The sequence below is a fragment of the Planktotalea sp. genome (genome assembly GCF_018607965.1).
Lineage (GTDB): Bacteria > Pseudomonadota > Alphaproteobacteria > Rhodobacterales > Rhodobacteraceae > Planktotalea.
The window spans coordinates 1-22,437 of record NZ_JABBAM010000100.1 but is presented as its reverse complement, the minus strand read 5'-3'; the positions used below and the strand labels follow the sequence as shown (position 1 = coordinate 22,437).

Annotated in this window: 22 protein-coding genes and 1 pseudogene; 4 read left to right on the top strand and 19 right to left on the bottom strand. The window is 53.2% G+C overall.

Translation table 11 applies throughout. The features are described from left to right. Window positions 1–66: 66 nt before the first annotated feature. The 7 genes from QZ279_RS09565 to QZ279_RS09535 are packed head-to-tail and all read right to left on the bottom strand — an operon-like array spanning window position 67 to window position 6,468. Window positions 67–1,257, bottom strand: a complete 1,191-nt coding sequence (locus tag QZ279_RS09565) for a cytochrome P450 (RefSeq protein ID WP_293450242.1) — start codon at window positions 1,255–1,257, stop codon at window positions 67–69. Beyond that, entirely contained in the window at window positions 1,254–3,182 is a 1,929-nt protein-coding gene (dxs, locus tag QZ279_RS09560) for a 1-deoxy-D-xylulose-5-phosphate synthase (protein WP_293450240.1), read from the bottom strand. The genes QZ279_RS09565 and dxs overlap by 4 nt, the downstream gene beginning before the upstream one ends. A 24-nt stretch (window positions 3,183–3,206) precedes the next feature. Beyond that, a complete protein-coding gene (locus QZ279_RS09555) occupies window positions 3,207–4,061 on the bottom strand; it encodes a polyprenyl synthetase family protein (protein ID WP_293450288.1) in 855 nt (284 codons plus the stop codon). 14 nt (window positions 4,062–4,075) lie between these two features. Further along, complete coding sequence (locus QZ279_RS09550) at window positions 4,076–4,318, bottom strand: exodeoxyribonuclease VII small subunit (protein ID WP_293450238.1); 243 nt, start codon at window positions 4,316–4,318, stop codon at window positions 4,076–4,078. Further along, window positions 4,315–5,241, bottom strand: coding sequence for a histone deacetylase family protein (locus QZ279_RS09545; RefSeq protein WP_293450236.1), 927 nt, complete (start codon window positions 5,239–5,241; stop codon window positions 4,315–4,317). The genes QZ279_RS09550 and QZ279_RS09545 overlap by 4 nt, the downstream gene beginning before the upstream one ends. A gap of 22 nt (window positions 5,242–5,263) precedes the next feature. Next, the gene (locus QZ279_RS09540; RefSeq protein ID WP_293450234.1) at window positions 5,264–5,965 is read right to left on the bottom strand and encodes a response regulator; all 702 of its coding nucleotides are present in this window, start codon (window positions 5,963–5,965) and stop codon (window positions 5,264–5,266) included. Continuing rightward, window positions 5,962–6,468, bottom strand: coding sequence for a MarR family transcriptional regulator (locus QZ279_RS09535; protein ID WP_293450232.1), 507 nt, complete (start codon window positions 6,466–6,468; stop codon window positions 5,962–5,964). The genes QZ279_RS09540 and QZ279_RS09535 overlap by 4 nt, the downstream gene beginning before the upstream one ends. A 150-nt stretch (window positions 6,469–6,618) precedes the next feature. Between QZ279_RS09535 and QZ279_RS09530 the strand changes: the two genes are divergently transcribed. Beyond that, window positions 6,619–7,488, top strand: a complete 870-nt coding sequence (locus tag QZ279_RS09530) for a branched-chain amino acid aminotransferase (RefSeq protein WP_293450230.1) — start codon at window positions 6,619–6,621, stop codon at window positions 7,486–7,488. 87 nt (window positions 7,489–7,575) lie between these two features. Here QZ279_RS09530 and QZ279_RS09525 read toward each other — a convergent pair whose 3' ends face one another. The 8 genes from QZ279_RS09525 to QZ279_RS09490 all read right to left on the bottom strand — a co-directional run bounded on the left by QZ279_RS09525 (window position 7,576) and on the right by QZ279_RS09490 (window position 16,219). Next, on the bottom strand, window positions 7,576–8,496 hold the full coding sequence (locus QZ279_RS09525) for an ABC transporter permease (protein ID WP_293450228.1): 921 nt from the start codon (window positions 8,494–8,496) through the stop codon (window positions 7,576–7,578). 6 nt (window positions 8,497–8,502) lie between these two features. Next, window positions 8,503–9,768, bottom strand: coding sequence for an ABC transporter permease (locus QZ279_RS09520; RefSeq protein WP_293441279.1), 1,266 nt, complete (start codon window positions 9,766–9,768; stop codon window positions 8,503–8,505). A 100-nt stretch (window positions 9,769–9,868) separates the two neighbouring features. Beyond that, entirely contained in the window at window positions 9,869–10,942 is a 1,074-nt protein-coding gene (locus QZ279_RS09515; RefSeq protein WP_293441278.1) for an ABC transporter substrate-binding protein, read from the bottom strand. A gap of 108 nt (window positions 10,943–11,050) precedes the next feature. Continuing rightward, window positions 11,051–12,151 carry an ABC transporter ATP-binding protein gene (locus QZ279_RS09510; RefSeq protein ID WP_293450226.1) on the bottom strand — a complete coding sequence of 367 codons (1,101 nt, stop codon included), beginning with the start codon at window positions 12,149–12,151 and terminating at the stop codon, window positions 11,051–11,053. A 221-nt stretch (window positions 12,152–12,372) separates the two neighbouring features. After that, window positions 12,373–13,086, bottom strand: coding sequence for an SGNH/GDSL hydrolase family protein (locus tag QZ279_RS09505; RefSeq protein WP_293450224.1), 714 nt, complete (start codon window positions 13,084–13,086; stop codon window positions 12,373–12,375). Window positions 13,087–13,089: 3 nt separating this feature from the next. Continuing rightward, window positions 13,090–14,043, bottom strand: a complete 954-nt coding sequence (locus tag QZ279_RS09500; protein WP_293450222.1) for a DMT family transporter — start codon at window positions 14,041–14,043, stop codon at window positions 13,090–13,092. A 101-nt stretch (window positions 14,044–14,144) separates the two neighbouring features. Then, window positions 14,145–15,248 (bottom strand): 3-isopropylmalate dehydrogenase, encoded by a 1,104-nt coding sequence (gene leuB, locus QZ279_RS09495; protein ID WP_293450220.1) that lies wholly within the window; start codon window positions 15,246–15,248, stop codon window positions 14,145–14,147. Between the two features lie 62 nt (window positions 15,249–15,310). Continuing rightward, window positions 15,311–16,219 (bottom strand): LysR family transcriptional regulator, encoded by a 909-nt coding sequence (locus QZ279_RS09490; RefSeq protein ID WP_293450218.1) that lies wholly within the window; start codon window positions 16,217–16,219, stop codon window positions 15,311–15,313. A gap of 90 nt (window positions 16,220–16,309) precedes the next feature. On the opposite strand from QZ279_RS09490, the gene QZ279_RS09485 reads away from it, so the two are divergent. Together QZ279_RS09485 and QZ279_RS09480 are read left to right on the top strand one after the other, a co-directional pair. Further along, complete coding sequence (locus tag QZ279_RS09485) at window positions 16,310–16,468, top strand: hypothetical protein (protein ID WP_293450216.1); 159 nt, start codon at window positions 16,310–16,312, stop codon at window positions 16,466–16,468. A gap of 33 nt (window positions 16,469–16,501) precedes the next feature. Beyond that, window positions 16,502–17,215 carry an epimerase gene (locus QZ279_RS09480; RefSeq protein ID WP_293450214.1) on the top strand — a complete coding sequence of 238 codons (714 nt, stop codon included), beginning with the start codon at window positions 16,502–16,504 and terminating at the stop codon, window positions 17,213–17,215. A gap of 184 nt (window positions 17,216–17,399) precedes the next feature. Here the strand turns inward: QZ279_RS09480 and QZ279_RS09475 are convergent, their stop codons facing one another. The 4 genes from QZ279_RS09475 to leuC all read right to left on the bottom strand — a co-directional run bounded on the left by QZ279_RS09475 (window position 17,400) and on the right by leuC (window position 21,873). Then, entirely contained in the window at window positions 17,400–18,179 is a 780-nt protein-coding gene (locus QZ279_RS09475) for an endonuclease/exonuclease/phosphatase family protein (RefSeq protein WP_293450212.1), read from the bottom strand. Between the two features lie 23 nt (window positions 18,180–18,202). After that, window positions 18,203–19,036, bottom strand: a complete 834-nt coding sequence (locus tag QZ279_RS09470) for a hypothetical protein (protein ID WP_293450210.1) — start codon at window positions 19,034–19,036, stop codon at window positions 18,203–18,205. A gap of 393 nt (window positions 19,037–19,429) precedes the next feature. Further along, window positions 19,430–20,035: a 3-isopropylmalate dehydratase small subunit gene (leuD, locus tag QZ279_RS09465; protein WP_293450286.1), complete on the bottom strand. Its 606-nt coding sequence runs from the start codon at window positions 20,033–20,035 to the stop codon at window positions 19,430–19,432. A 434-nt stretch (window positions 20,036–20,469) separates the two neighbouring features. After that, window positions 20,470–21,873 (bottom strand): 3-isopropylmalate dehydratase large subunit, encoded by a 1,404-nt coding sequence (gene leuC / locus QZ279_RS09460; protein WP_293450208.1) that lies wholly within the window; start codon window positions 21,871–21,873, stop codon window positions 20,470–20,472. Window positions 21,874–22,118: 245 nt separating this feature from the next. Between leuC and QZ279_RS09455 the strand changes: the two are divergent. After that, window positions 22,119–22,379, top strand: a pseudogene (locus QZ279_RS09455) (transposase); the annotation flags it as partial. Window positions 22,380–22,437 lie beyond the last annotated feature (58 nt).

Genomic DNA, 22,437 nt, shown 5'->3' with positions numbered 1-22,437 from the left:
TGGACACAAGTATGCGCCAAATTTCGACGTCTCCAATACGGCACAACATGACGTCTTCCTTTCCGTTTACTTTAAAATTGTAGGCAATGCGCTGAAACCTCTGAATCTGATCCGTTTCGCGCGCGTTGCACCGCTAGCAACTTTGTAATTCGGGAAACGTTCCAAGAATTTACGAACCGCAATCCGCCCCTCCATCCGCGCAAGGGTAAGGCCAACGCATGTATGCGCACCCCCTGCGAAAGCAAGGTGCTTGTTGGGTCGGCGATCCAGTTGCAAAACATCAGAGGTTTCGAACTGTTCAACGTCGCGATTGGCTGCACCAATGCACAAATGTAGATCGCTGCCCGCAGGGATAGAGACACCGTGGAGTTCCATGTCTTGGGTCGTCAAACGATTTCCAAATTGGTTCGGGCTTTCCATGCGTAGAAATTCATCAACAGCTGTGTTGTTAAGCGAAGGATCTTGGATCAAGCGCTCCCGCGCATCACGATCTTGATCGAGCAACCAAAGCGAACTGCCAATCAAATTCGTCGTCGTCTCATGCCCCGCATTCAGGATGAAGATACAGTTCTGATATAGCTCAACAGAGCTTAGCTGTCCCTCTTCGCTTTGGATCAAACGTGTCAGCACGTCAGTTTGTGGATCGCCTGGATTGACGCGCCGATCTGCAACGATCTCTGTCAGGAAAGCCACAAAGTCTAGGACTGCCCTGTTCCCAAGCGCTTCTTGCTCAGGTGTCAATTGCGGCTCTAACGCACCCAATATGGCCAGCGACCAGTCACGCAATGGGCCACGTTGATCACGCGGTATATCGAACAGGTTGCCGATAACTTCGATAGGGATTGCGCCCGCAAATGCTTCGATCAAATCGACCTCTGCATGGTCTTCCATTTCATCGAGTAGGTTATCAACCAAAGTGATCAAACCCGGTTCCATCGACGCCAACGCACGGGGTGTGAGCGCGCCCACCATGATCTTGCGAACCCGCGTGTGCAAAGGGGCGTCATTGAAAACCAGCGATGTCGTGTGGTGCTCAAACAAGGGTGCGGCGGTCCCGAATTTCGGGGTAAACACCTTTTTCTTATCTGAGATGAATCGCGTCGTATCGCGGTAAATCATGTCCAAATCTGCGTGACGCGAAATGATAAATGATCCATCAGGCTGCGCGCAAACGGGCGCTTGTTCACGCAGCCATGTGTAGTGTGGATAAGGGTCGTCGTGGAAACCAGTCGGCAGATTGGTCAGCGTAAAGCTCATGCTTTTTTGCTGGCGATCTGCGCAATGCCTAGGACGTTCAGAACTTTGGCTTCGATGTCGCCCGCATTCAATGCGGCCATCGCGTACATATCACGCGGATCCGATTGATTAATGAAGACGTCAGGCAAGACCATCGAACGGAATTTTAGCCCTGTGTCGAAAACACCTTCCTCTGCCAGAAGCTGAGCCACATGCGATCCAAAGCCACCAACAGCGCCCTCTTCAATCGTGATCAGTGCCTCGTGTTCTGCGGCCAGCTTCAAGATCATATCGCGATCAAGCGGCTTGGCAAAACGCGCATCCGCAATCGTTGGGTTGATCCCTTTTGCAGCAAGCGCGTCACAGGCGTCTTCAACCTCTTTCAAGCGCGTGCCGAACGAAAGGATCGCGACACCCTTACCTTCACGGATCATGCGACCTTTGCCGATCTCTAGTGGAATACCTTTTTCAGGCATCTCAACCCCAACGCCTTCGCCACGTGGGAAACGGAACGCAATGGGGCCCTCATCATGGGCCACCGCAGTCGCAACCATGTGGACCAACTCTGCCTCGTCAGCGGCTGCCATCACGGTAAATCCTGGAAGGTTTGTGAGGTAGGCGATGTCGAACGCCCCCGCATGGGTCGGACCATCCGCACCCACAAGTCCCGCGCGATCAATGGCGAAGCGCACGGCCAATCCTTGGATCGCGACATCGTGCACGATCTGATCAAAACCACGTTGCAGGAAGGTCGAATACATAGTGCAAAATGGCTTCATCCCACCAGCGGCAAGCGCAGCAGAAAACGTCACACCATGCTGTTCGGCAATTGCCACGTCAAAGCAACGGCTGGGATAGCGTTCCGCAAATAGGTTCAGACCTGTGCCATCCGGCATCGCCGCGGTGACTGCACAAATCTTGTCATCGACAGCAGCTTCTTTCAGCAGACTTTCGGCAAATACTTTGGTGAAGCTATGTGCGTTGGAGGCAGATTTTTTCTGCTCTCCCGTGATCATATCGAACTTGGCGGTCGCGTGGCCCTTGTCGCGCGCACGTTCTGCGGGAGCGTATCCTTTGCCCTTTTTAGTGATCACGTGGATCAAAACAGGACCAGTCGCGCGGGCATGCACAGTACGCAAAACGGGCAAGAGTTGATTCATGTCATGGCCATCAATCGGGCCAAGATAAGAGAACCCAAGCTGTTCGAATAGCGTGCCACCAACGGTCATGCCCTTTAGCATGTCTTTGGCGCGTTTGGCCCCTTCGCGGAAGGGTTCTGGCAGCAAACTGACCGCGCCCTTGGCAGCGGTTTTCAATTCTTGAAACGGTTCTTCCGCGTACAAACGGCTAAGGTAGGAGGACAGCGCACCAACAGGCGGCGCAATGCTCATCTCGTTGTCGTTCAGGATCACGAACATACGTTTTTTCAAGTGACCCGCGTTATTCATCGCCTCAAACGCCATGCCCGCGCTGATGGACCCGTCGCCAATCACCGCAATCGCATCGCCTAAACCACCGGGTGCTTCACCCCCTAGATCACGCGCAACGGCAAAGCCAAGAGCCGCTGAAATTGAGGTAGATGAATGCGCCGCACCGAAGGGGTCATAGATGCTTTCCGCACGTTTGGTGAACCCGCTTAGACCGTCCTTCATACGCAACGTGCGAATGCGATCACGACGTTCTGTCAGGATTTTATGGGGGTAACATTGATGGCCCACGTCCCAAATGATCTTATCCTTGGGCGTGTTGAAAATCGCGTGCAAGGCAACGGTCAGTTCCACAACACCCAGACCAGCACCCAAATGCCCACCTGTTTCCGACACCGCCGAGATCGTTTCAGATCGCAATTCCTGAGCGACACGCGCCAATTCAGCGTCAGAGAATTGCTTCAGATCACTGGGCCGATTTACACGGTCCAAAAGCGGGGTATTCGGGCGGTCAGACATAATACATGCCCTTTCGGTAACTATTCACGAGCGACGCTCGACAACAAAACGCGCGACAGTGCGCAGGTGATCGGCGTCGCTTCCATACACAGATAGAGCATCACAGGCCGATTCCACCAGCGTTTCGGCGCGGCGCTTTGCCCCGTCTAGGCCAAGCAATGAAACGAATGTGGCTTTGCCAGCCTCCGCATCTTTTTGGGCAGCCTTGCCGAGGGTCGCGGCGTCGCTGGTTACATCCAGAATGTCGTCTGCAATTTGGAAGGCCAGACCAAGCGCATCGCCGTAAGTTTTCAAAGGTCCAGCATCAGCTTGCGCAAGGGTTGCACCTGCCGTTGCAGACCATGTGATCAATGCACCTGTCTTGCCATTTTGCAGTTCTGTTATTTCGTCCAACGTCAGCGGAGTCGCCGCACTTTCAGCAGCAATGTCGAGCGCTTGGCCATAGACCATCCCAGCCGCCCCACTTGCGCGCGCAAGCGACAAGGCCAATTGCGACCGTACCAAAGCATCATCGTGACACGCGGGGTCACTCACCAGTTCGAACGCAAGCGTCTGCAACGCATCGCCACATAGAACTGCCGTCGCATCGTCCCACTTTACGTGGACCGTTGGCTGACCACGGCGCAAATCATCGTCGTCCATGCAAGGCAAATCATCGTGGACCAAGGAGTAGGCATGCAACGCTTCAATCGCGCAGGCAGGCCAGATCGCGCGATCCACATCGGCACCGCAAACACGCGCGCTTTCACGCACAAGAAATGCGCGCAAACGTTTGCCCCCCGTCGTCGCGTAGCCCATCGCTTGTACGATCGGCACTTGCGCAAAGCTGGACAGCACGCGTGCAAGATGCTGATCTACCGCAGCAGACCAACCCGTCATTTCGGATTGAAGTGTCACAGACCCTCGACTGGGGTCGTTCCTTTGGGCGCGCCATCACCATCAAACGTGATTGCCGCGACCTTTTCTTCGGCCTCTTTTAGTTTGGCCTCGCAGCGCTTTTTCAACAGCGCACCACGCTCATAAAGACCGATAGACTGCTCCAAAGGCACATCGCCACGCTCAAGCTGGCTGACCAATTGCTCTAACTCGCCCATGGCTTGTTCAAAGCTCATCTCTTGTACGTTTGCATCGCTCATGCGCTGGCCTCCATCAAAGCATCTACATGCGCGGCCACCGCTTCGGCCAGCGCATCCAAGTCATAGCCGCCTTCCAAAGCAGAGACCACACGCCCATCGCAAATTTCATCCGCAATTTTGCATAGTTCCTGCGTGAGCCATTTGAAATCATCCGTGGACCAATTGAGGTTCGCCAGTGGATCGTCTTGATGCGCGTCAAAGCCAGCGGAGATAAAGATCATCTCGGGCTTGAACGCACGCAAACGCGGAAAGGCTTCAGACGTATAAAGCGCGCGCATTTGATCGCCTGCGCTTTCAGGAGGGATCGGTAGGTTGACGATATTGTCATGTCCACCCTTGTCAGAGCGTTCGCCAGTCCCCGGCCAAAGCGGCATTTGCTGGGACGTGATCACCAACGCGCGTGCTTCGTTCCACAGCAGATCTTGCGTCCCGTTGCCGTGGTGCACATCGAAATCAACAACCGCGACGCGCTTGAGGCCGTGATGTTCCAACGCATATTTCGCACCAATTGCGACGTTGCCAAACAGGCAGAACCCCATAGGCGTGGACGTTTCACAGTGATGACCCGGTGGACGGATCGCAGCAAACGCATTCCCTGCCTCGCCACTCATCACCATGTCCACAGCTTTTGTCACAGCACCAACAGCGCGGAATGCGGCGTCAAGTGATCCCGGCGACATATGCGTATCCGCATCCAAAGCACGGCTGCCCACATTCGGCAAAGCGCTGCGCAAATCGGTAATGTGGCTTGCGGGATGACAGCGCATTATGTCGTCTTCGCTACCCATCGGTGCTTTGATGCGTTGCAGGTCTTTATCCTTCAAAGCACGCAGAATGTATTCCAAACGCGCGACTTGTTCGGGATGCCCAGCAGGAGTGACGTGCTCAAGGCAGTCTGGATGGGTAATGAGTGCGGTGATCATAGCGCGCTCCTATTTTATGCGATTAATCAGGTGCCAACATATAGCCAGCGCCACGCACAGTTTGCATATAACGCGGCTGCTTGGGATCAACTTCGATCTTGCGACGTAGGCGTGTGATTTGGACATCGACCGCGCGCTCTTGGGCTTGGCCGCGATCACGGCCCAATTCTTCGACCAGTTTCACGCGCGTAACGGGTTCGCCGACGTGCTTGGAAAAAATCCGCATGAGTTGCGCCTCGGTCGCAGTCAGGCGCACGATGTCATCGCCATTCCACATTTCGCCGCGCTCGATATCATAACGCACAGGGCCAAGGTGGAGGATCTTCGGTTTCGTATCTGCCGCCTCTGTTTCTGGCATACGGCGCAGGATCGCGTTGATGCGCAAGAGCAGTTCTTTGGGTTCGAACGGCTTGGGCAGATAATCATCCGCGCCTGCCTCTAGGCCCTCAATACGGTTCTCTGTTTCGCCCTTGGCCGTCAGCAACATGATCGGGGTTGTCGACGTCTTGCGTAGATCGCGCGTCAGGCTGATACCGTCTTCCCCGGGCATCATCACATCCAAAACAATCAAATCGAAATCAAGCCCTGCCAAGATACGGCGGGCGTGGGCGGCATCACGTGCAGAGGTCACCAAAAACCCATGACGCATCAGGAATTTCTGTAGCAATCCGCGGATACGTTCGTCGTCATCTACGATCAAAAGATGGGCGTCGGGATCACTCATGTGCTGCTTTCCTTTAGCGCACGGAACTTGCGGCGCATGCCTGGGTCCATCATTGCCTCAAGTACGGCACGAAATCCAGTGACGGCTTCAGGCCCTGCATCACGATATGCAGCGCGCATTCGGGCGCGTTGAGCACCTGATAGTTTATGTTCCAATTCGTGACCTGCTTCGGTCAGAAACAAATGGCGTTCGCGTTTGTCTGTGCGCCCCACGCGACTTTCGACCAGACCGTCTTCGATCAATGTGCGCAATACGCGGTTCAACGATTGTTTGGTTACGCCTAAAATGCCCAGCAAATTATTGACTGTCGTGCCCGGTGCGCGGTTGATGAAATGCACCGCGCGGTGATGCGCACGACCATATGCCATCTCTGCCAAAATGCGGTCGGGATCGGCAGTAAAACCCTGATAGGCAAAGAACATTGCTTCAATGCCTTGGCGCAATTGTTCATCCGTAAGGAACAAAAGCATGTCGCTATGTTGCGCAGTGCTTCGATCTGACATGGCACGCCTTTCAAAGTAGTTGAATAGATTATATGTCAGCTTTGTTGACTTTCCAACAACAGACTGGTAGCGATTCATAGTTTCGACGCAATTATATGTCCACATCGGTCGCAGTTGACGCAACAAATGGAAAAATGAAAGGAAGTCACTATGGCTGGATCTTATTCAGATCGCGACGGTAAAATCTGGATGGACGGCAATCTTGTCGATTGGCGTGATGCCAATGTGCATATCCTGACACACGCGATGCACTACGCGTCTTCCGTTTTTGAGGGCGAGCGTTGCTACAATGGCAAGATTTTCAAATCCCGCGAACATTCCGCGCGTTTGATCGCCTCTGGCAAGCTTATCGACTTTGATATTCCCTACACGGTTGATGAAATCGAAGCGGCCAAGCAGGCGGCACTTGATGCGAACGGTCTAAAAGACGCTTACGTACGCGCGGTTGCGTGGCGTGGTGCTGGCGAAGATATGGGTGTCGCGTCTTCCAAGAACCCTGTCCATATGGCCGTGGCCGTTTGGGAATGGGGCAACTATTACGGCGACGCCAAAATGAAGGGTGCCAAGCTAGATATTGCCAAGTGGAAGCGTCCTTCGCCTGAGACAGCTCCATCCCAAGCCAAAGCCGCTGGTCTTTATATGATTGCGACAATGTCCAAGCACGCGGCAGAGGCAAAAGGCTGTTCCGATGCGATGATGTACGATTACCGAGGCTACGTTGCCGAGGCGACAGGCGCGAACATCTTCTTTGTGAAAGACGGCGAAGTGCATACGCCAATTGCAGATGCCTTCTTGAACGGGATCACGCGTCAGACTGTTATTGGCATGCTCAAGGATCGCGGGATCACAGTGAATGAGCGCATCATCATGCCTGACGAAGTTGAAGGGTTTGAGCAGTGCTGGCTAACGGGTACAGCTGCAGAAGTGACGCCAGTGGGTCAGATCGGTGACTACACGTTTGAGGTTGGCGCGCTGACGCGTGAGATTTCAGAAGCCTATGAAAAGCTTGTGCGTGCGTAAAAGACCCTCAAATAGAACATGAAAAAGCCGGCCCTTCAGGGGCCGGCTTTTTTATTTCAGACGCGTGAATTTTCTAGAAAATTCGGATCACTGCGGGCTCATACCGCGCAGCTTTTCTGAACGGCGGCGCAACAATTCGACAACTGTCAGCAACGCGATTGAGATGATCACAAGGATCGTTGCGACTGATAAAATCGCGGGGCTGATTTGCTCACGAATACCATTCCACATCTGACGTGGGATCGTCTGCTCATCAAGGCCACCCACGAAAAGCACGACAACAACTTCGTCGAACGATGTCACAAAAGCGAAAAGCGCACCCGAAATCACACCCGGCAAGATCAAAGGCATTTGCACCTTAAAGAACGTGCGCGCGGGGCTTGCACCCATGTTCGCTGCGGCCCGTGTCAGTGAGTGATCAAAGCCAACCAAAGTCGCAGTAACCGTAATGATAACGAACGGAATACCCAAGGTCGCATGCGCAAGGATCACGCCAAGATAAGGAATGCCCCAGTCTTGGATGCTGATAGACGAATAGAAAAAGAATAGACCCGTTGCTGTAATAATGATCGGAACAATCATCGGTGAAATCAGGATCGCCATGATAATGCGACGGCCCGGCATTTCAGGACGTGACAGACCAAGCGCAGCAACTGTACCCAATGTCGTCGCAATCACCGTTGCGAAGAAGCCAATGATAATCGAGTTCTTGGCAGCATTGATCCACGCCGCATTGTTCCAAGCATCTGCCCACCAACTAGAATCGCGGACCGCATCAGGTTCGTTCATGCCAAACGTCAGCAACAGATCATACCAGCGCGTTGAAAATCCAGTTGGATCAAACTTGAGCATCTTTTCTGTGAACGTAAAATATGGCTCGGCGTTAAAGCTAAGCGGGATCACGATCAGGATCGGTGCAATCAAGAACAGGAAGATCAGCGCACAGATCGTCAGATACGTATAGTGCCAGACGCGTTCAAGCGTGGATGCATGTGTAGGAAGAGCCATATCGCGTTACCCCAGTTTCAGGTTGTCGATGCCGATAAGGCGATCATAGAGCCAATAGAGCAGCAGAACCGCCCCCAGCAGAATTGCAGCCAAAGCAGCGGCCAAGGACCAATTCAGCGACTTGGTCATGTGGAAAGCAATCAAGTTCGAGATCAGCTGACCATCCGCGCCACCCACCAACGCAGGGGTGATGTAGTAACCAACAGACAAGATAAAGACCAAGAGCGCACCCGCTCCAATCCCTGGAACTGTCTGTGGGAAATAGATTCGGCGAAACGCGGTCCAACTGGTCGCGCCCATAGAGCGTGCCGCGCGCACATAGCTAGGGTTGATCATGCTCATCACAGAGTACAAAGGCAGTACCATGAAAGGCAGCAAAATATGAGTCATCGCAATCACCGTACCTGTCTGATTGTACATCATCTGAATACGATTTTCATCTGCGAGGATACCCGTCGCCACCATAGCATCATTCAAGACACCCTGACTTTGCAAAACGATCATCCAACTCGTCGTGCGCACTAAAAGTGATGTCCAGAAAGGCAGCAAAACAAGGATCATCAACAAATTGGATTTGCGCATCGGCAACGTGGCCATCAAATGTGCTATTGGGAACGCCAGAAAGAAACAAATGACGGTGATCATCAGCGACAAGATCAAGGTACGTTTGAAGAGCGTCACATAGACCTGACGGTTCTCAGGCACCATTTCAACAGAGCCATCATCAGCCCGTTTGCGATCCAAAGCAGCAAGGTAGAAATTCACCGTCACAGCACTTGAGGCCGTGCGCATCGCTTGCCAAAGACTTGGGTCAGCCCAGTCCTCATCAAGATCAATGATCGATTCTTTGAATGGCGGTGCCAGTTTTTTAGCCTTACGCGCAGCTTTAGTGAACATGGAGCGCGAGCCAGACAATTCGTAATTGATGCGCGTGCCGGCTTGGCCCGGCGCTTTCAACTCACGCAGGACCAACAAGTCAGCAGCAAGAGCGGCATAAGCCGTTTCATCAGGGTCCGTGCCTTGGGGGTTTTCCTCAAACCATTCAGCAAGATTGGTCATGATCGGCGTACTGACGCCTGTGCCAAAGTCTTTAGAAATTGTGAAGCCGGTGTTGCTCACCGACTTATAGAGCATCTGCCCAATCGGAAAGATGAAGCTGACAACGATGAACGCCAACAGCGGCAACACCAAAAGGAATGCGCGTCTTTTGGCTCTGGATTGAGCATGCGCCAGCGCTTCTTTAAGCGGCTTGCCGCCTACAGTTGTCAGCATGCTAGGTCCCATCGTGTTGTAAAATTCTTTTGCTCAGCGTTTATATCGCCGAAGGAATAGCCCCGCCTGTCCAGTGCAGACGGGCGGGGCCAAAGATCGCTTACTTCGCCAACCAAGCGTTGAAACGCTCGTTCAGCTCTGCGTCTTTGTCGACCCAGAACTCGAAGTTGTTGACAAGAGCGTTGCCGAGGTTTTTAGCAGCCGTTGGCATGTGTGGTGCCATGTCTGTTATACCATCGGAGTACTTGCCAACCAAAGCGCCAGAAGACTTACGTGCTGGACCATAGGAGATCCAAGACGCCTGATCCGCCAAACGCTGAGTGTCTGTGGAAAACGCGATGAACTTCAAAGCTTCTTCTTTGTTTGGCGCACCCTTTGGGATGACAAACAAATCGAAGTCGAGGATCTGACCGTCCCAAACAACTTCCAATGGCTGGTTCTCAGCAATTGCCGCGTTGAAGATACGACCATTATACGCAGTGGACATCACAACTTCGCCGTCTGCAAGAAGCTGTGGTGGCTGTGCGCCTGCTTCCCACCAAACGATGTCAGCTTTGATGCTGTCGAGCTTAGCGAATGCGCGATCTACGCCTTCGTCTGTGTCGAGTACTTCATAGACTTCTGCCGCAGGAACGCCGTCCGCCATCAAAGCCATCTCAAGTGTTGCTTTTGCAGACTTGCGCACGCCGCGCTTGCCTGGGAAGCCAGCTGTGTTGAAGAAGTCATCAATGCTGTCAGGTGCTGTTGGGTTGTTGTCTTTGTTATACGCAAAAACAGTGGACCAAACGATGTTCGCAACTGCGCAATCCTGAAGCGCGCCTTCGATGAAGTCGTCTGCTGCAGATGTGCCGTCAGGTGCTGCTGGCAGCATGGACAGGTCGATCTCTTCCAAAAGGCCTTCGTCGCAAAGACGTACAGCATCAGAGAATTCAACGTCAGCCACGTCAACTGTGACGTTGCCCGCTTCAACCTGAGCTTTGATAGGTGTCGCTGGGTTGTCGGAATCAACAGAATTGATCGCGATACCTGTCTCGGATGTGAAAGGCTTGTGATATGCCTCGACCTGGCTCTTTGTATACGAACCACCCCAAGACATAACTGTGACTTCCTGAGCGGACGCCGCGAAAGCTACGCTGGTCAGGGCTGTCGCCAAGAGTGCTGTTTTAAGTTTCATTATAGTCTCCCTAGTTACCTATTATTTTATTCGAGGTTTGGGTCATAGGTTTTACTCAAACCCTTTGAAAACCGCGGTCCGCTGGGCGATCCACGGCTTATCCAAGAATTATGCGTCTAGCGCGCGGCAATCATCCGCCATCCAGCCGATCTCAATCTCACTGCCCGGCTCAAGACGCACTTGATCAGGGGCATTACGTGATTTGATGATAAAGTCTTCTTTGCCAGCAACGCGCAAACGCGTGCGGAAAATATCGCCCATGTAGATGAACTCAAGAACTTCGGCCTTCAGCGTATGCGCATCAGCACTTAGGCGTTCTTTGTTGAACTCGACGCGCTCTGGACGGATGGAAACGCGTGTGCGTTCGCCCGCTTTGGTCACGTTCACGGGCTTACAATCAATCAGACCACCGCCATCAAGCTGAACCAACGCAATACCGTTCTTGATCTCTTTCACCACGCCCTCAAGCGTGTTGTTCTCGCCAATGAACTGCGCAACGAAACTGTTGTCGGGGCTTTCATACAATTCATCTGGTGGCGCAAGCTGCTGAATGCGACCGTCTTCAAAGACGGCAACACGATCAGACATAGTCAGCGCTTCGGTCTGGTCGTGCGTCACGTAAACAACCGTGATGCCCAGATTTTCAGCAATGCGCTTGATTTCGAATTGCATGTGCTCACGCAGCTGCTTATCCAGCGCGCCAAGCGGTTCGTCCATCAAAACAAGATCGGCTTCAAACACCAAAGCGCGCGCGAGGGCGACACGTTGTTGCTGACCGCCAGAAAGCTGGGCAGGACGGCGACCGCCGAAATCGCCCATTTGTACCATCTCAAGCACGTGCTTCACTTTTGCTTCGCGCTCTGCTTTTGGGATCTTACGAACCTCAAGCGGAAAGCTAAGGTTCTCTGCAACAGTCATATGCGGGAACAAAGCGTAGTTTTGGAAAACCATGCCGATGCCACGCTTATGCGGTGGGATGTTGTTAATCGGCTGTCCATCAAGGCGAATGTCGCCGTGGGTCGCCGTTTCAAAACCAGCCAGCATCATCAGGCAAGTCGTCTTGCCGGAGCCAGATGGGCCGAGCATCGTCAGAAACTCACCCTTGGGCATTGAAAGGTTAAGATCTTTCACGACGAGGTTTTCCCCGTCGTAGCTTTTCTGAACGCGGTCGAATTCGACAAACGCGCCGTCAGTGTGACTATCGGCCAAAAGAGGCTCCCTTGAAACATCCAGCAAGTTAGCCCTGCATTTTCCCAGCGGAGTAAAACGCGGGTGGTTACACAACGCAACCAATAAGCCATCACATTTGTTAGAAACTTGAGATAGCAGTCAAATAGACTGAAAAAGCGACGGTTTGCAGATCAATTCCGCACAATCCAAACGGGCATTGATCGCATCAGCTTGTGTTAGGCGTTCAGAATCACTCAATTTCACTTGCTATGTTGCTCAATAAGCATCTGCGCCGCCGCGTGCCCCCAAAGCGCGTAAGTGTTCGCGCTGGGGTGATATCCATCCGCCGCCATCGCGCTGCGCTCAAAAGGGATATCAATCTTCAAATGATGTGCATCAGATTCCGCTTGCAGATCACGTTTCAGCGCTTCATCCATCCGCGTTGCATGTGCACCAATCACCCAAGCCAACAGCTTGGGCAATGCCGCAAAATGTTGAAGCGGTGGTACGGCCGTCAACAACATCGTCTTAACACCAAACTCTTTGCGCAACACTTGTCTAAGTTGGGCTTGCCGTCGTTGCCATGTCGCGATCCGCGTAAAACGCACAGCATCATTCACGCCCAGCGCAACAAGCGTGATATCAAAGTGCTGGCCCTTGATACCCTCCAAAAAGCCCTGCGCATCGTTCGTCGTTGCACCGCTTTTGGCGATCAAAGTCCACGTGATTTCAAAATGTTTGGACAGCTCTTTGATCGTCTGACCGCTTAACGCATCTGATTGATGGGCAACCCCAACCCCCGCCCCAGATGAATCCCCTAGGATCAATAATCGCAGCGCGGGCCCGTTCCCCAGCGTCCCACGTCGCGCCCCGTCCGCTTCTGGCAAAACGAGTGTGCGGCGACGCACCATGACACCCTGAACTGCCAAGATGGGCAGCAAAATAATCCGTGCGACAAGATCCCAAGCGGGCATGTGCTACTCTTGCTTCTTGCGCCAACGGATCACGGGTCCAATCCGTAGGCTCGTTCCCGTCTCCGTGCGAGTGCGTGTGCGCAGTACCGGAGTATTCTCAGATGAATTCCCACGACCCTCGCGCAACACGATGTACAGGCCACTGCCTATGATAATTGCTGCTCCGATCAATGTTGCGGTATCCATCGTCTCTTCAAACATCAACACGCCGAACAAGCTGGCCCAAATGATCTGCGAATACTGCATCGGCGCGACGATCACCGCCTCGCCCGCTTTATAGGCTGCGATTACTAAAGATGACGCCAAAAGCACCATGATCGACATGACCGCGATGCCTGCCATATGCTCTAACGGCATCGGTGCGTAGACGAATGGCAAAGCCGCACCCATGATTACAAAGTTGGTCATCATCGGAAAGATCAACAGAACAACGCTGCGTTCGTCCTTACCAATCTTGCGCACAATGATCGACGCCAACGCACCGCCAACAGCAGCAACCAATGCGGCAGCGTGACCCAAATTCAACGGCTCAGCACCGGGGCGCAGCACTACCAGAACACCGCATAGGCCGACCAAAACAGCAACCCAACGGCGCAAGCGCACAACTTCGCCCAAGATGGGAATGGACAGAATTGTGATCAACAAAGGGGCCGCAAATAGGATCGCGTAAACCTGTGCCAAGGGCAGTTTGGAAAACGCGTAGTAGGCCGACACACCCGTGGCCGTCGTCGCGGCTGTGCGCAATGCAGTCCACCACGGATGACGCGGGCGCAGGTTGCCAGAGCTCGGATCCTGGATCAGCATCAACGTGACCCACGGAAACCCAAAAAGCACGGACAGGAAAACGATCTGAACAGGGGAATAATCAGCGCCCAGAATTTTAACGATCACGTCATGGGTCGAAAAAATCGCAAACGCGAGAAGCGCAAGTAAAGCACCTTTTGTATTATTGCTCATGATCGTGTGTCCTGTCTGCGCGCGTGTTACCGCAAACATCACGAAGAGCAGCTCCAAGGCAACCCCCGCGGGCTGCCTTGGGCCAAAATGTGCTTAAACTTTTAGAGGGATGCGTCGAGTGCCGCCAAGATCGCATCGCCCATTTCAGTGGTCGACACTGGCTTCCCGTCGCCTGCCTGCATCAGGTCCGCTGTGCGAGTACCGTCTGCCAGAACCTTTTCAACAGCCGCTTCAAGACGATCCGCTTCCGCACCCTGATCAAAGCTGTAGCGCAACGCCATCGCAAAGCTAAGGATACATGCGGATGGGTTCGCTTTGCCCTGACCCGTGATGTCTGGCGCGGAACCGTGTACGGGTTCGTACAGCGCTTTCGGGCGACCGTTATCCATTGGCGCGCCAAGGCTGGCAGAGGGCAACATACCCAAAGATCCTGTCAGCATCGCAGCGCAATCGCTTAGGATATCGCCAAACAGGTTGTCCGTGTAGATCACGTCAAACTGTTTCGGGGCACGCACCAACTGCATCGCGCCGTTATCCGCATACATGTGGGACAACTCGGCCTCTGGGTAATCCTTGGACACCTCAGTCACGACTTCGCGCCACAAAATGCCGCTTTCCATAACGTTGGCTTTTTCCATGGAACACAAACGCTTGTCACGCTTCATCGCCAGTTCAAACGCTGCACGTGCGCCGCGCTCGATTTCGGCTTCTGTGTAACGCTGCGTGTTAATGCCAACACGCTGGTTGCCCTCTTCAAAGATACCGCGTGGTTCGCCAAAATACACACCAGACGTCAGTTCGCGCACGATCATGATATCAAGGCCAGACACCAGTTCCGTCTTCAGCGAAGAGAACTCTGCAAGCGCGTCAAAACACTGCGCAGGACGCAAGTTCGCGAACAGGTCCATTTCCTTGCGCAGGCGCAAAAGACCGCGCTCAGGCTTAACCGAAAAGTCCAGATCATCATAAGCAGGACCGCCAACAGCACCCAGCAGAACAGCGTCCGCCGCCTGTGCCTTGGCCATTGTTTCGTCTGTCAAAGGCGTGCCGTGCTTATCGTATGCAGCGCCGCCAACAAGGTCTTCGCTGACGTCAAAGTTCAGGCCGCGCTTGTCGCCATACCATCCGATGATGCGCTCGACCTGCGCCATAACTTCGGGGCCAATGCCGTCGCCGGCCAGTATAAGAAGGGATGGGTTGCTCATAGCATGCGTTCCTGAATGGGTTAATCTGTTGCGATGTGGCCTACCGAGAAGGGCGTGAAGGGTCAAGGTTTGGCGGGTTTGAAGATGCTTGAAATCTCAGCCTCTAGAATGTCCCAGACCCGTTTGATCCGAGGGGTGCTGCGCATCGCCTCTGGCGCCGCCAGCCAGATTGGCAGCGGGTCTAATGGTAAATCAGGGAAAAGCTGTTCTACGCCCGGATCGCGTCTTGCCATCAAAGACTGCGTAAATCCAATGCCGCATCCCCCCCGCACCAATTCCCAATATGTATTCTGATCATCACAGCGCACGTCGAAAAAATCCCGTGTCACAGGCCAGCCCATAGCGCGCATGCCTTGGATAATACGATCGTCACGATCATAGCCGATTATCGAATGTTCCATCAGCGCCTCTATCGTTTTGGGTGTGCCGTGTTTGGCCAGATAGGTTTTGGCTACGTACACACCAAGTTTGGCTTCCGCGATCTGCTTGGTGATCACATCCAATTGCGTGCTGCGATACATGCGCACCGCGATGTCAGCCTCTCGAAACAACAGGTTTTCGCTGGCATCTGAAGGTACAAGTTCGATTTGGATGATAGGTTCTGCTTCTCTAATCTGCAAAATGACTTGGGGCATTACATGACGCGCCATAACTTCGCTTGCTGTAATTCTGACGGTTCCCTGCATCCGATCATCACGACCCGCAGCGCGCAGATTCAATTGCCCAAACGCGTCACGCATCGCGCGCGCGGGTTCAAGCAAACTTTCCCCTGTTGGCGTCAATGTAAAACCACGGGGCTGACGATCAAAAAGGCGCAGGTTTAGCTGATCTTCAAATAATTTGATCTGACGGCCCAACGTGGGCTGGCTTTGGGAAAGCTGGCGCGCAGCACCAGAAAGCGAACCTGTTTCAGCAACCGCAAGAAACGCCCGCACAAGCGACCAGTCGAAGTGAGAAAGAGAATCATCCATTCATTAATGAATACAAGATGTAGAAATTTGGTAAATGTGCGTTCTTCATTGAATAAGCCATTCTAGGTGCAGACATCATGGAGAATGAAGATGACACAAACAGTTTTGATCCTCGGCCCAACAGGCCGCTTTGGCAGCCACGCAGCACTCGCGTTTGAAAATGCAGGTTGGTCCGTACGTAAATTTGATCGCAAAACAGATAACCTAGCCGTGTCCACGCGCGGTGTGGATGTGATCGTGAATGGATAGCATCCACCCTACCCCAAGTGGGATAAGAAAGTGATGGCGATGCAACCCCCAATCCAGCGCGCTGCGCTAGCCAACAATGCAACCGTCATTATTCCGGGCAATGTCTATGTGTTTGGTCCCAGCACTAAAGCCCCGTGGTCGCAACATTCCCCACACCGCGCAACCAACCCACTCGGAAAAATTAGGATCACGCTAGAGCAAAGCTATCGCGATGCAGGTCTGCGCACGATCGTTCTACGCGCTGGCAACTTCTTGGATACGCAAGCCTCAGGAAATTGGTTCGACAAAATTTTCGCACCAAGCCTGAACAAGGGCGTGCTGACCTATCCAGGTCAACTGGGAATTGATCAAGCGTGGGCCTACCTGCCTGATCTCGCCAAAGCAGCCGTTATGTTGGCAGAAAAACGCGATGATCTTGCGACGTTCACCGACGTGCCGTTTGCCGGCTACACATTCAGCGCAGAAGCCCTCGCCAGCACTATTTCAAAAGCGCGCGGTCATGACGTTTGGGTCAAGCAAATGGCGTGGTGGCCACTTCGCCTTGCTTGGCCCTTTATGGCTGACATGAAGTATCTGTTCGAAATGCGTTATCTCTGGAACACGCCACATAGCCTTGACGGCAGCCGCTTTGACGAGTTGCTGCCAGATTTTGAGGCAACACCAGCACAAGAGGCCCTGCGCCAAGCGACAGCATTTGTTGAAATGCCAAGGGATCGCAAAACCAAGGCTATCACAGCGGCGGCCTAAGTTGCATCCAAACCATCCTGTGAAGACTGGCCTGCTCTGCCGCTTCGCGGAGCGGGCCAGTGGTTGGCCAAACCACCTCTGCTTGCTCAACTTTCCACTCCGCACTTGGCAACACATACGACACGCGCATCGGCCCCGCTTTTTCCCAGATCACTGTTGCATCGGACCCCATCGGGCTGGTGGGCTACGGGTCTTGAAGGCGTATATCCCGAAGCAAACTTGCGATCGCGACGCGATCCCCTGCACCTGCGTTCGGATCAAGATTTGCATTGCCCATTACGACAAACCGACCTTTAGGAAATTGACCATATTCGCTTGACATGATCGCACTCACCAACCCAAGTTGAGCTGCGTTTCGTAAGCCGTTCAGGTCCTCTGGGCCATCAAAAACGGGCGTTTGATTTTGGAACAATATCAACCTGACAGGGTTTTGGTTCGGATCACGAACCACCACCACCCAAAGACCCTGCGAGACGACCTTTTGAATATCCCGTGCGTCCACCGATGGGAACGCCAAGCCCAGACTGTCCAAAGGCATTCGCGCATTAGGAATATCCTCCCAAAGCAAATCCCCAAGTTGAAATTCCAGTTCAACCGGATGCTGGGACAGCAACAACATCGCCCCCTCGCCCGCATAACGCGCCCATGACTGCCGATCGCCATCTCGCCCGTCACCATCCAGATCGTGTCTTGTAACCGCCATCGAATTTGGCTGCACAGCAAATGCAAACTTATAGCCAAGCGCAACTTTCAGGGCATTGGCTGCGCGCATCTCAAGATCGAAATCAACCTTCGTGAGCAGCAAAATATCGGGACGTATCGCATCATTGATCTGCATAAGGGCCCCGATCTGATCATCTTTGCCACGCTCAATATCGCGCAACAAAAGTCCCGGCCCTTTGCGCGTCAGTTCAGCATGAAGCGTGGCAACGCGAAAGCCCTCCGCGGCCAGCGCGAAGGGCATCAGAGTAAGGCATACGAATAGGATTAGGCGTGCTGTGCAGCATCAGATTGAGCGTAAGCACGGCGACGCTTTTCTTCGATCATTTCCGCAACCCGACCCATCGCTATACCGCGCATGATCATGCTTGCTGGAAGGAATGCCCATGCGCTCATTGTCCAAATCAGAGTTTGCGGATCATCCATCGAAAGATTGGTTACGAGATCCGTTGCAGTTTTCACCACCGCTAGGATCAAGAATGGCAGCAAAAATCCAAAGATAATGTTAATATTCGCATCACGCTTTAGACGCACCAAAACATCACCACCGCCAGTCGGGTCGAATAGTGGAAGATTGATCCAAACATTGAACGCACCATTCTTGGAGGGCCAATTGGCCACGCGGACAAGAAAGATAAAGATCACCAAAGAGAGTAGTGAGACAGAGTAGGCAAGCCCAGCACAAGTGCGCACAATCTCGACCAATTCAATTGATGCATTTTGATCCAGCATGAGAATGATCAAACGGACAGGCGAATACGGAACGTCCATCGCTTGACCCAGCGTATCGCCCCAATGTTTGATTGTCAGGGTCAGGTCAGTCGGGGCAAACACACCTTTGCAGACCAAAGACAACACCGCGACAATTGCAAAGATCGTTACAAAACGGTGCCTATTAAAGGGTGCTGCAAATCGAAACTCAACGATTGACGGAAATTTGAAGAAATATTCAGAGAATGTGAAGAAGGCGGCCAAAACTGCGAAGAATACCACGAACAAGCTGTTCTCACCCACAACCCCAGATAGGACCGCAGAAGGTGTGATGACAAGAAACCACACGAGGACTGCACGCATGACTGCGCCAAATATGTTCGTAACCACTTCGTTTCTCTTCAACTTGGACGCTGTCGATACGATGCCGACCGCTTATTCCAACTTGAGCCGTTCCCTAAAGAACGTATGCCTCGATCTCGCCTCATTTGTGCCTTGATCGAGCCAGTATCTCAAGCTGCCTCATCATTAAGCTTAACCATTAGGGCCAAATGAGGGCTGAACTGGTGCGAGATTGCATCAATTGCCGCACAAGAAAAAGGCACCAAAATATCAATGCACTACATGTTGTGGTTCATGTAATTTCGACAGCTTCGATGCAAGTTATTAGGGCGAACTGTTTCGAAATTGAATATAAATGCTCCGAGCCGCGTTAACCATTTTCGCGAGCACGGCAAGGCTAGTTTTTCATAGCCTTGCCTGTTTTTTAAGCGTCGAGTTGTCTTAAACCCAAGGGCGCGCAGCGCTGGCGCTGGCTTCGAATGTATCGATTGAGCTGATTTTTTCCATAGTCAGGCCAATGTCGTCCAAGCCCTGCAGCAAGCAATGCTTTTTAAAGCTATCAACTTCGAACGTGAACACTTCGCCATCTGACGTGGTCACGGTCTGCGCAACCAGATCAATATCCATCCGTGCGTTGGCGCCTTTTTCGGCGTCCTTCATCAACACATCAATCGCTTCACGTGGCAGAACAATTGGTAGAATACCGTTCTTAAAGCAGTTGTTGTAAAAGATGTCCGCGAAGCTTGTAGAGATCACAGACTTGATCCCGAAGTCTGCAAGCGCCCATGGAGCATGCTCACGCGAAGAGCCGCACCCAAAGTTATCGCCCGCAACGATGATCTGTGCTTCGCGATACGCTGGCTTGTTCAGAACGAAATCTTCGATCTCTTTGCCGCTGCGATCAAAACGCATTTCGTCAAACAGGTTCGCACCAAGGCCAGTACGTTTGATTGTCTTCAAGAACACCTTCGGGATGATCATGTCTGTGTCGATATTCACCAGCGGCATGGGTGCTGCGATACCGGATAGGGTGTCGAATTTTTCCATTGTCGTTTCCTTTGTCGCATCTGCGCGGTCCGCAGTGCTGTTTGGAGTATTTTGTGTGCGTGGCTGTTTGGCTGGGTTGGTGTCCTTAACGGCAGTGCTTGAGGCAACAACGCTGCCCTCTGGACGTTGCCATAACTGACTACGCGCCCAGCGCCCTGATTTGGTCGCCCCTTGGATTGGACCGATGACGCCCTGCTTTGACAGATCAACCATCAACGCATTGGCTTGGTCAATTTGCAGACCAAGCTGTTGGGCCATCGAAAACACCGAGAAATTCACACGGTGCTTCGCTTGGTCCAATGCCATCTTCATCGCCAAAGCAGGATAGGCCGCTCTGGACGCTGTCCCCACAGTTGCAGCGCCCGCCGGAAGGGCAGGCATCAGGGGCGCGGTCATCGCGCTCCCGAGCAACTGAAGAAAGCCACGCCGTTTCATTAGCTGAACTCACGAATGTCAGTGAGACGGCCTGTGATCGCAGCAGCCGCAGCCATCGCAGGGGACACAAGATGTGTGCGCCCTTTGTAGCCCTGACGGCCCTCGAAATTACGGTTCGACGTCGCAGCGCAACGCTCGCCCTCAGCCAACTGATCAGGGTTCATCGCAAGACACATAGAACAGCCCGCAAGGCGCCACTCAAAACCGGCCTCTTTGAAGATGTCTGCAAGACCTTCTTCTTCGGCCTGCGCCCGCACAAGACCAGAGCCCGGCACGATCATTGCGCGCATGCCGTCTTTGATCTTCTTGCCTTTGACGACCTCTGCAACAGCGCGAAAATCTTCGATACGACCGTTTGTGCAAGATCCAATAAAGACTGTGTCGATTTCAATGTCAGTCAGCTTTTGACCAGCAGTCAGACCCATATAGTCAAGCGCGCGCTTTACGGCCTCAACTTTACCACCCTCGAAATCATCAGGGGACGGAACAACGCCAGAAATCGGCAGAACGTCCTCTGGGGATGTGCCCCACGTTACGCTTGGCTCGATCTCCGCGCCATCAAGTGTAACGACCTTGTCAAAATGCGCACCTTCATCAGTGAACAAAGTGCGCCAGTATGTTTCAGCCGCTTCCCATTCTGCACCCTTGGGGGCGTGTGGGCGACCTTTGCAGTATTCATACGTCTTCTCGTCAGGCGCGATAAGACCCGCGCGCGCGCCGCCCTCAATCGCCATGTTGCAGACCGTCATACGACCTTCCATGGACAGATCGCGAATGGCTTCACCGCAATATTCAATGACATAGCCAGTACCGCCAGCCGTACCCGTCACACCAATCACGGACATCGTAATGTCCTTGGCCGTCACACCTGGCTTCAACTTGCCAGTGATCTCGACCTTCATGTTCTTGGACTTCTTTTGAATCAACGTTTGTGTCGCAAGAACGTGCTCGACCTCGGATGTACCAATACCATGTGCAAGCGCGCCAAATGCGCCGTGGGTCGCCGTGTGGCTATCGCCGCAAACAACGGTCATGCCCGGAAGCGTCCAACCCTGCTCAGGTCCAACGATGTGAACAATGCCCTGACGCACGTCAGACACGGGATAGTAGTGAATGCCAAAGTCCTTGGCGTTCTTATCCAGCGCGTCCACTTGGATTTTGCTTTCCACGTTGTCGATGCCTTTGACACGGTCCAGCGTCGTAGGAACGTTGTGATCCGGCACAGCAATCGTCTTGTCAGGCTCGCGAACTGTGCGACCCGCCATGCGCAGACCTTCAAAGGCTTGCGGCGACGTTACTTCGTGCACAAGGTGACGGTCGATATAAAGGAGGCATGTGCCGTCGTCTGCTTCATGCGCGATATGCGCATCCCAGATTTTGTCATAGATCGTTTTGGGGGACATTGGGTCCACTCCCGTTATTGTTGTGAATGTCAGTATTGGCACGCGTTTCGCGGCCACAGGGTCAGGCCAGCGCTATGTCAGGCAAGCCAGCACAGTGCGAGAGGCACCATAGAAACGCTCACGCAATCGCGCACGTTCGTTGAGGTCGAAAATCTTCTTCATGCAGCGCTGAATACACTACTCTGAACCCAAACAGCAAGGCTCGTGATGCGGTTCCCTATGTTTGATGCACCCGAAACTGTGAAGACGCCCTGCTTGCGTCTTACGACGCTGACTGGTTCCGAGAAACCCTTGTAGACAAGAGCACAAAGCCCTGCATTCCTGGCCGCAAGTCGCGCAAGAAGACCATCAAGTATGACAAACGCCGCTACAAAAGGCGCAACCGTATCGAGAGAATGTTCGGCAGGCTCAAAGATTGGCGGCGCGTCGCAACACGCTACGACAGATCCCCGACTGTCTTCCTCTCTGCCATCGCTCTCGCTGCAACCGTCATCTTTTGGTTATGAGTCCTGACCCTAAGCTGCTTATCTATTTCTCAATACGCAAAACTAGGTCGATGGTCAG

Coding starts and splice junctions, on each gene's coding strand:
- QZ279_RS09475 (WP_293450212.1), bottom strand. CDS start 18,179: ATGCCCTTCGCGCTGGCCGCGGAGGGCTTTCGCGTTGCCACGCTTCAT.
- QZ279_RS09535 (WP_293450232.1), bottom strand. CDS start 6,468: ATGTCAGATCGAAGCACTGCGCAACATAGCGACATGCTTTTGTTCCTT.
- QZ279_RS09515 (WP_293441278.1), bottom strand. CDS start 10,942: ATGAAACTTAAAACAGCACTCTTGGCGACAGCCCTGACCAGCGTAGCT.
- leuC (WP_293450208.1), bottom strand. CDS start 21,873: ATGTCCCCCAAAACGATCTATGACAAAATCTGGGATGCGCATATCGCG.
- QZ279_RS09490 (WP_293450218.1), bottom strand. CDS start 16,219: ATGGATGATTCTCTTTCTCACTTCGACTGGTCGCTTGTGCGGGCGTTT.
- QZ279_RS09505 (WP_293450224.1), bottom strand. CDS start 13,086: ATGCCCGCTTGGGATCTTGTCGCACGGATTATTTTGCTGCCCATCTTG.
- QZ279_RS09540 (WP_293450234.1), bottom strand. CDS start 5,965: ATGAGTGATCCCGACGCCCATCTTTTGATCGTAGATGACGACGAACGT.
- dxs (WP_293450240.1), bottom strand. CDS start 3,182: ATGTCTGACCGCCCGAATACCCCGCTTTTGGACCGTGTAAATCGGCCC.
- QZ279_RS09480 (WP_293450214.1), top strand. CDS start 16,502: ATGGCGATGCAACCCCCAATCCAGCGCGCTGCGCTAGCCAACAATGCA.
- QZ279_RS09550 (WP_293450238.1), bottom strand. CDS start 4,318: ATGAGCGATGCAAACGTACAAGAGATGAGCTTTGAACAAGCCATGGGC.
- QZ279_RS09500 (WP_293450222.1), bottom strand. CDS start 14,043: ATGAGCAATAATACAAAAGGTGCTTTACTTGCGCTTCTCGCGTTTGCG.
- QZ279_RS09530 (WP_293450230.1), top strand. CDS start 6,619: ATGGCTGGATCTTATTCAGATCGCGACGGTAAAATCTGGATGGACGGC.
- leuD (WP_293450286.1), bottom strand. CDS start 20,035: ATGGAAAAATTCGACACCCTATCCGGTATCGCAGCACCCATGCCGCTG.
- QZ279_RS09485 (WP_293450216.1), top strand. CDS start 16,310: ATGACACAAACAGTTTTGATCCTCGGCCCAACAGGCCGCTTTGGCAGC.
- QZ279_RS09520 (WP_293441279.1), bottom strand. CDS start 9,768: ATGCTGACAACTGTAGGCGGCAAGCCGCTTAAAGAAGCGCTGGCGCAT.
- QZ279_RS09565 (WP_293450242.1), bottom strand. CDS start 1,257: ATGAGCTTTACGCTGACCAATCTGCCGACTGGTTTCCACGACGACCCT.
- QZ279_RS09545 (WP_293450236.1), bottom strand. CDS start 5,241: ATGATCACCGCACTCATTACCCATCCAGACTGCCTTGAGCACGTCACT.
- leuB (WP_293450220.1), bottom strand. CDS start 15,248: ATGAGCAACCCATCCCTTCTTATACTGGCCGGCGACGGCATTGGCCCC.
- QZ279_RS09555 (WP_293450288.1), bottom strand. CDS start 4,061: ATGACGGGTTGGTCTGCTGCGGTAGATCAGCATCTTGCACGCGTGCTG.
- QZ279_RS09525 (WP_293450228.1), bottom strand. CDS start 8,496: ATGGCTCTTCCTACACATGCATCCACGCTTGAACGCGTCTGGCACTAT.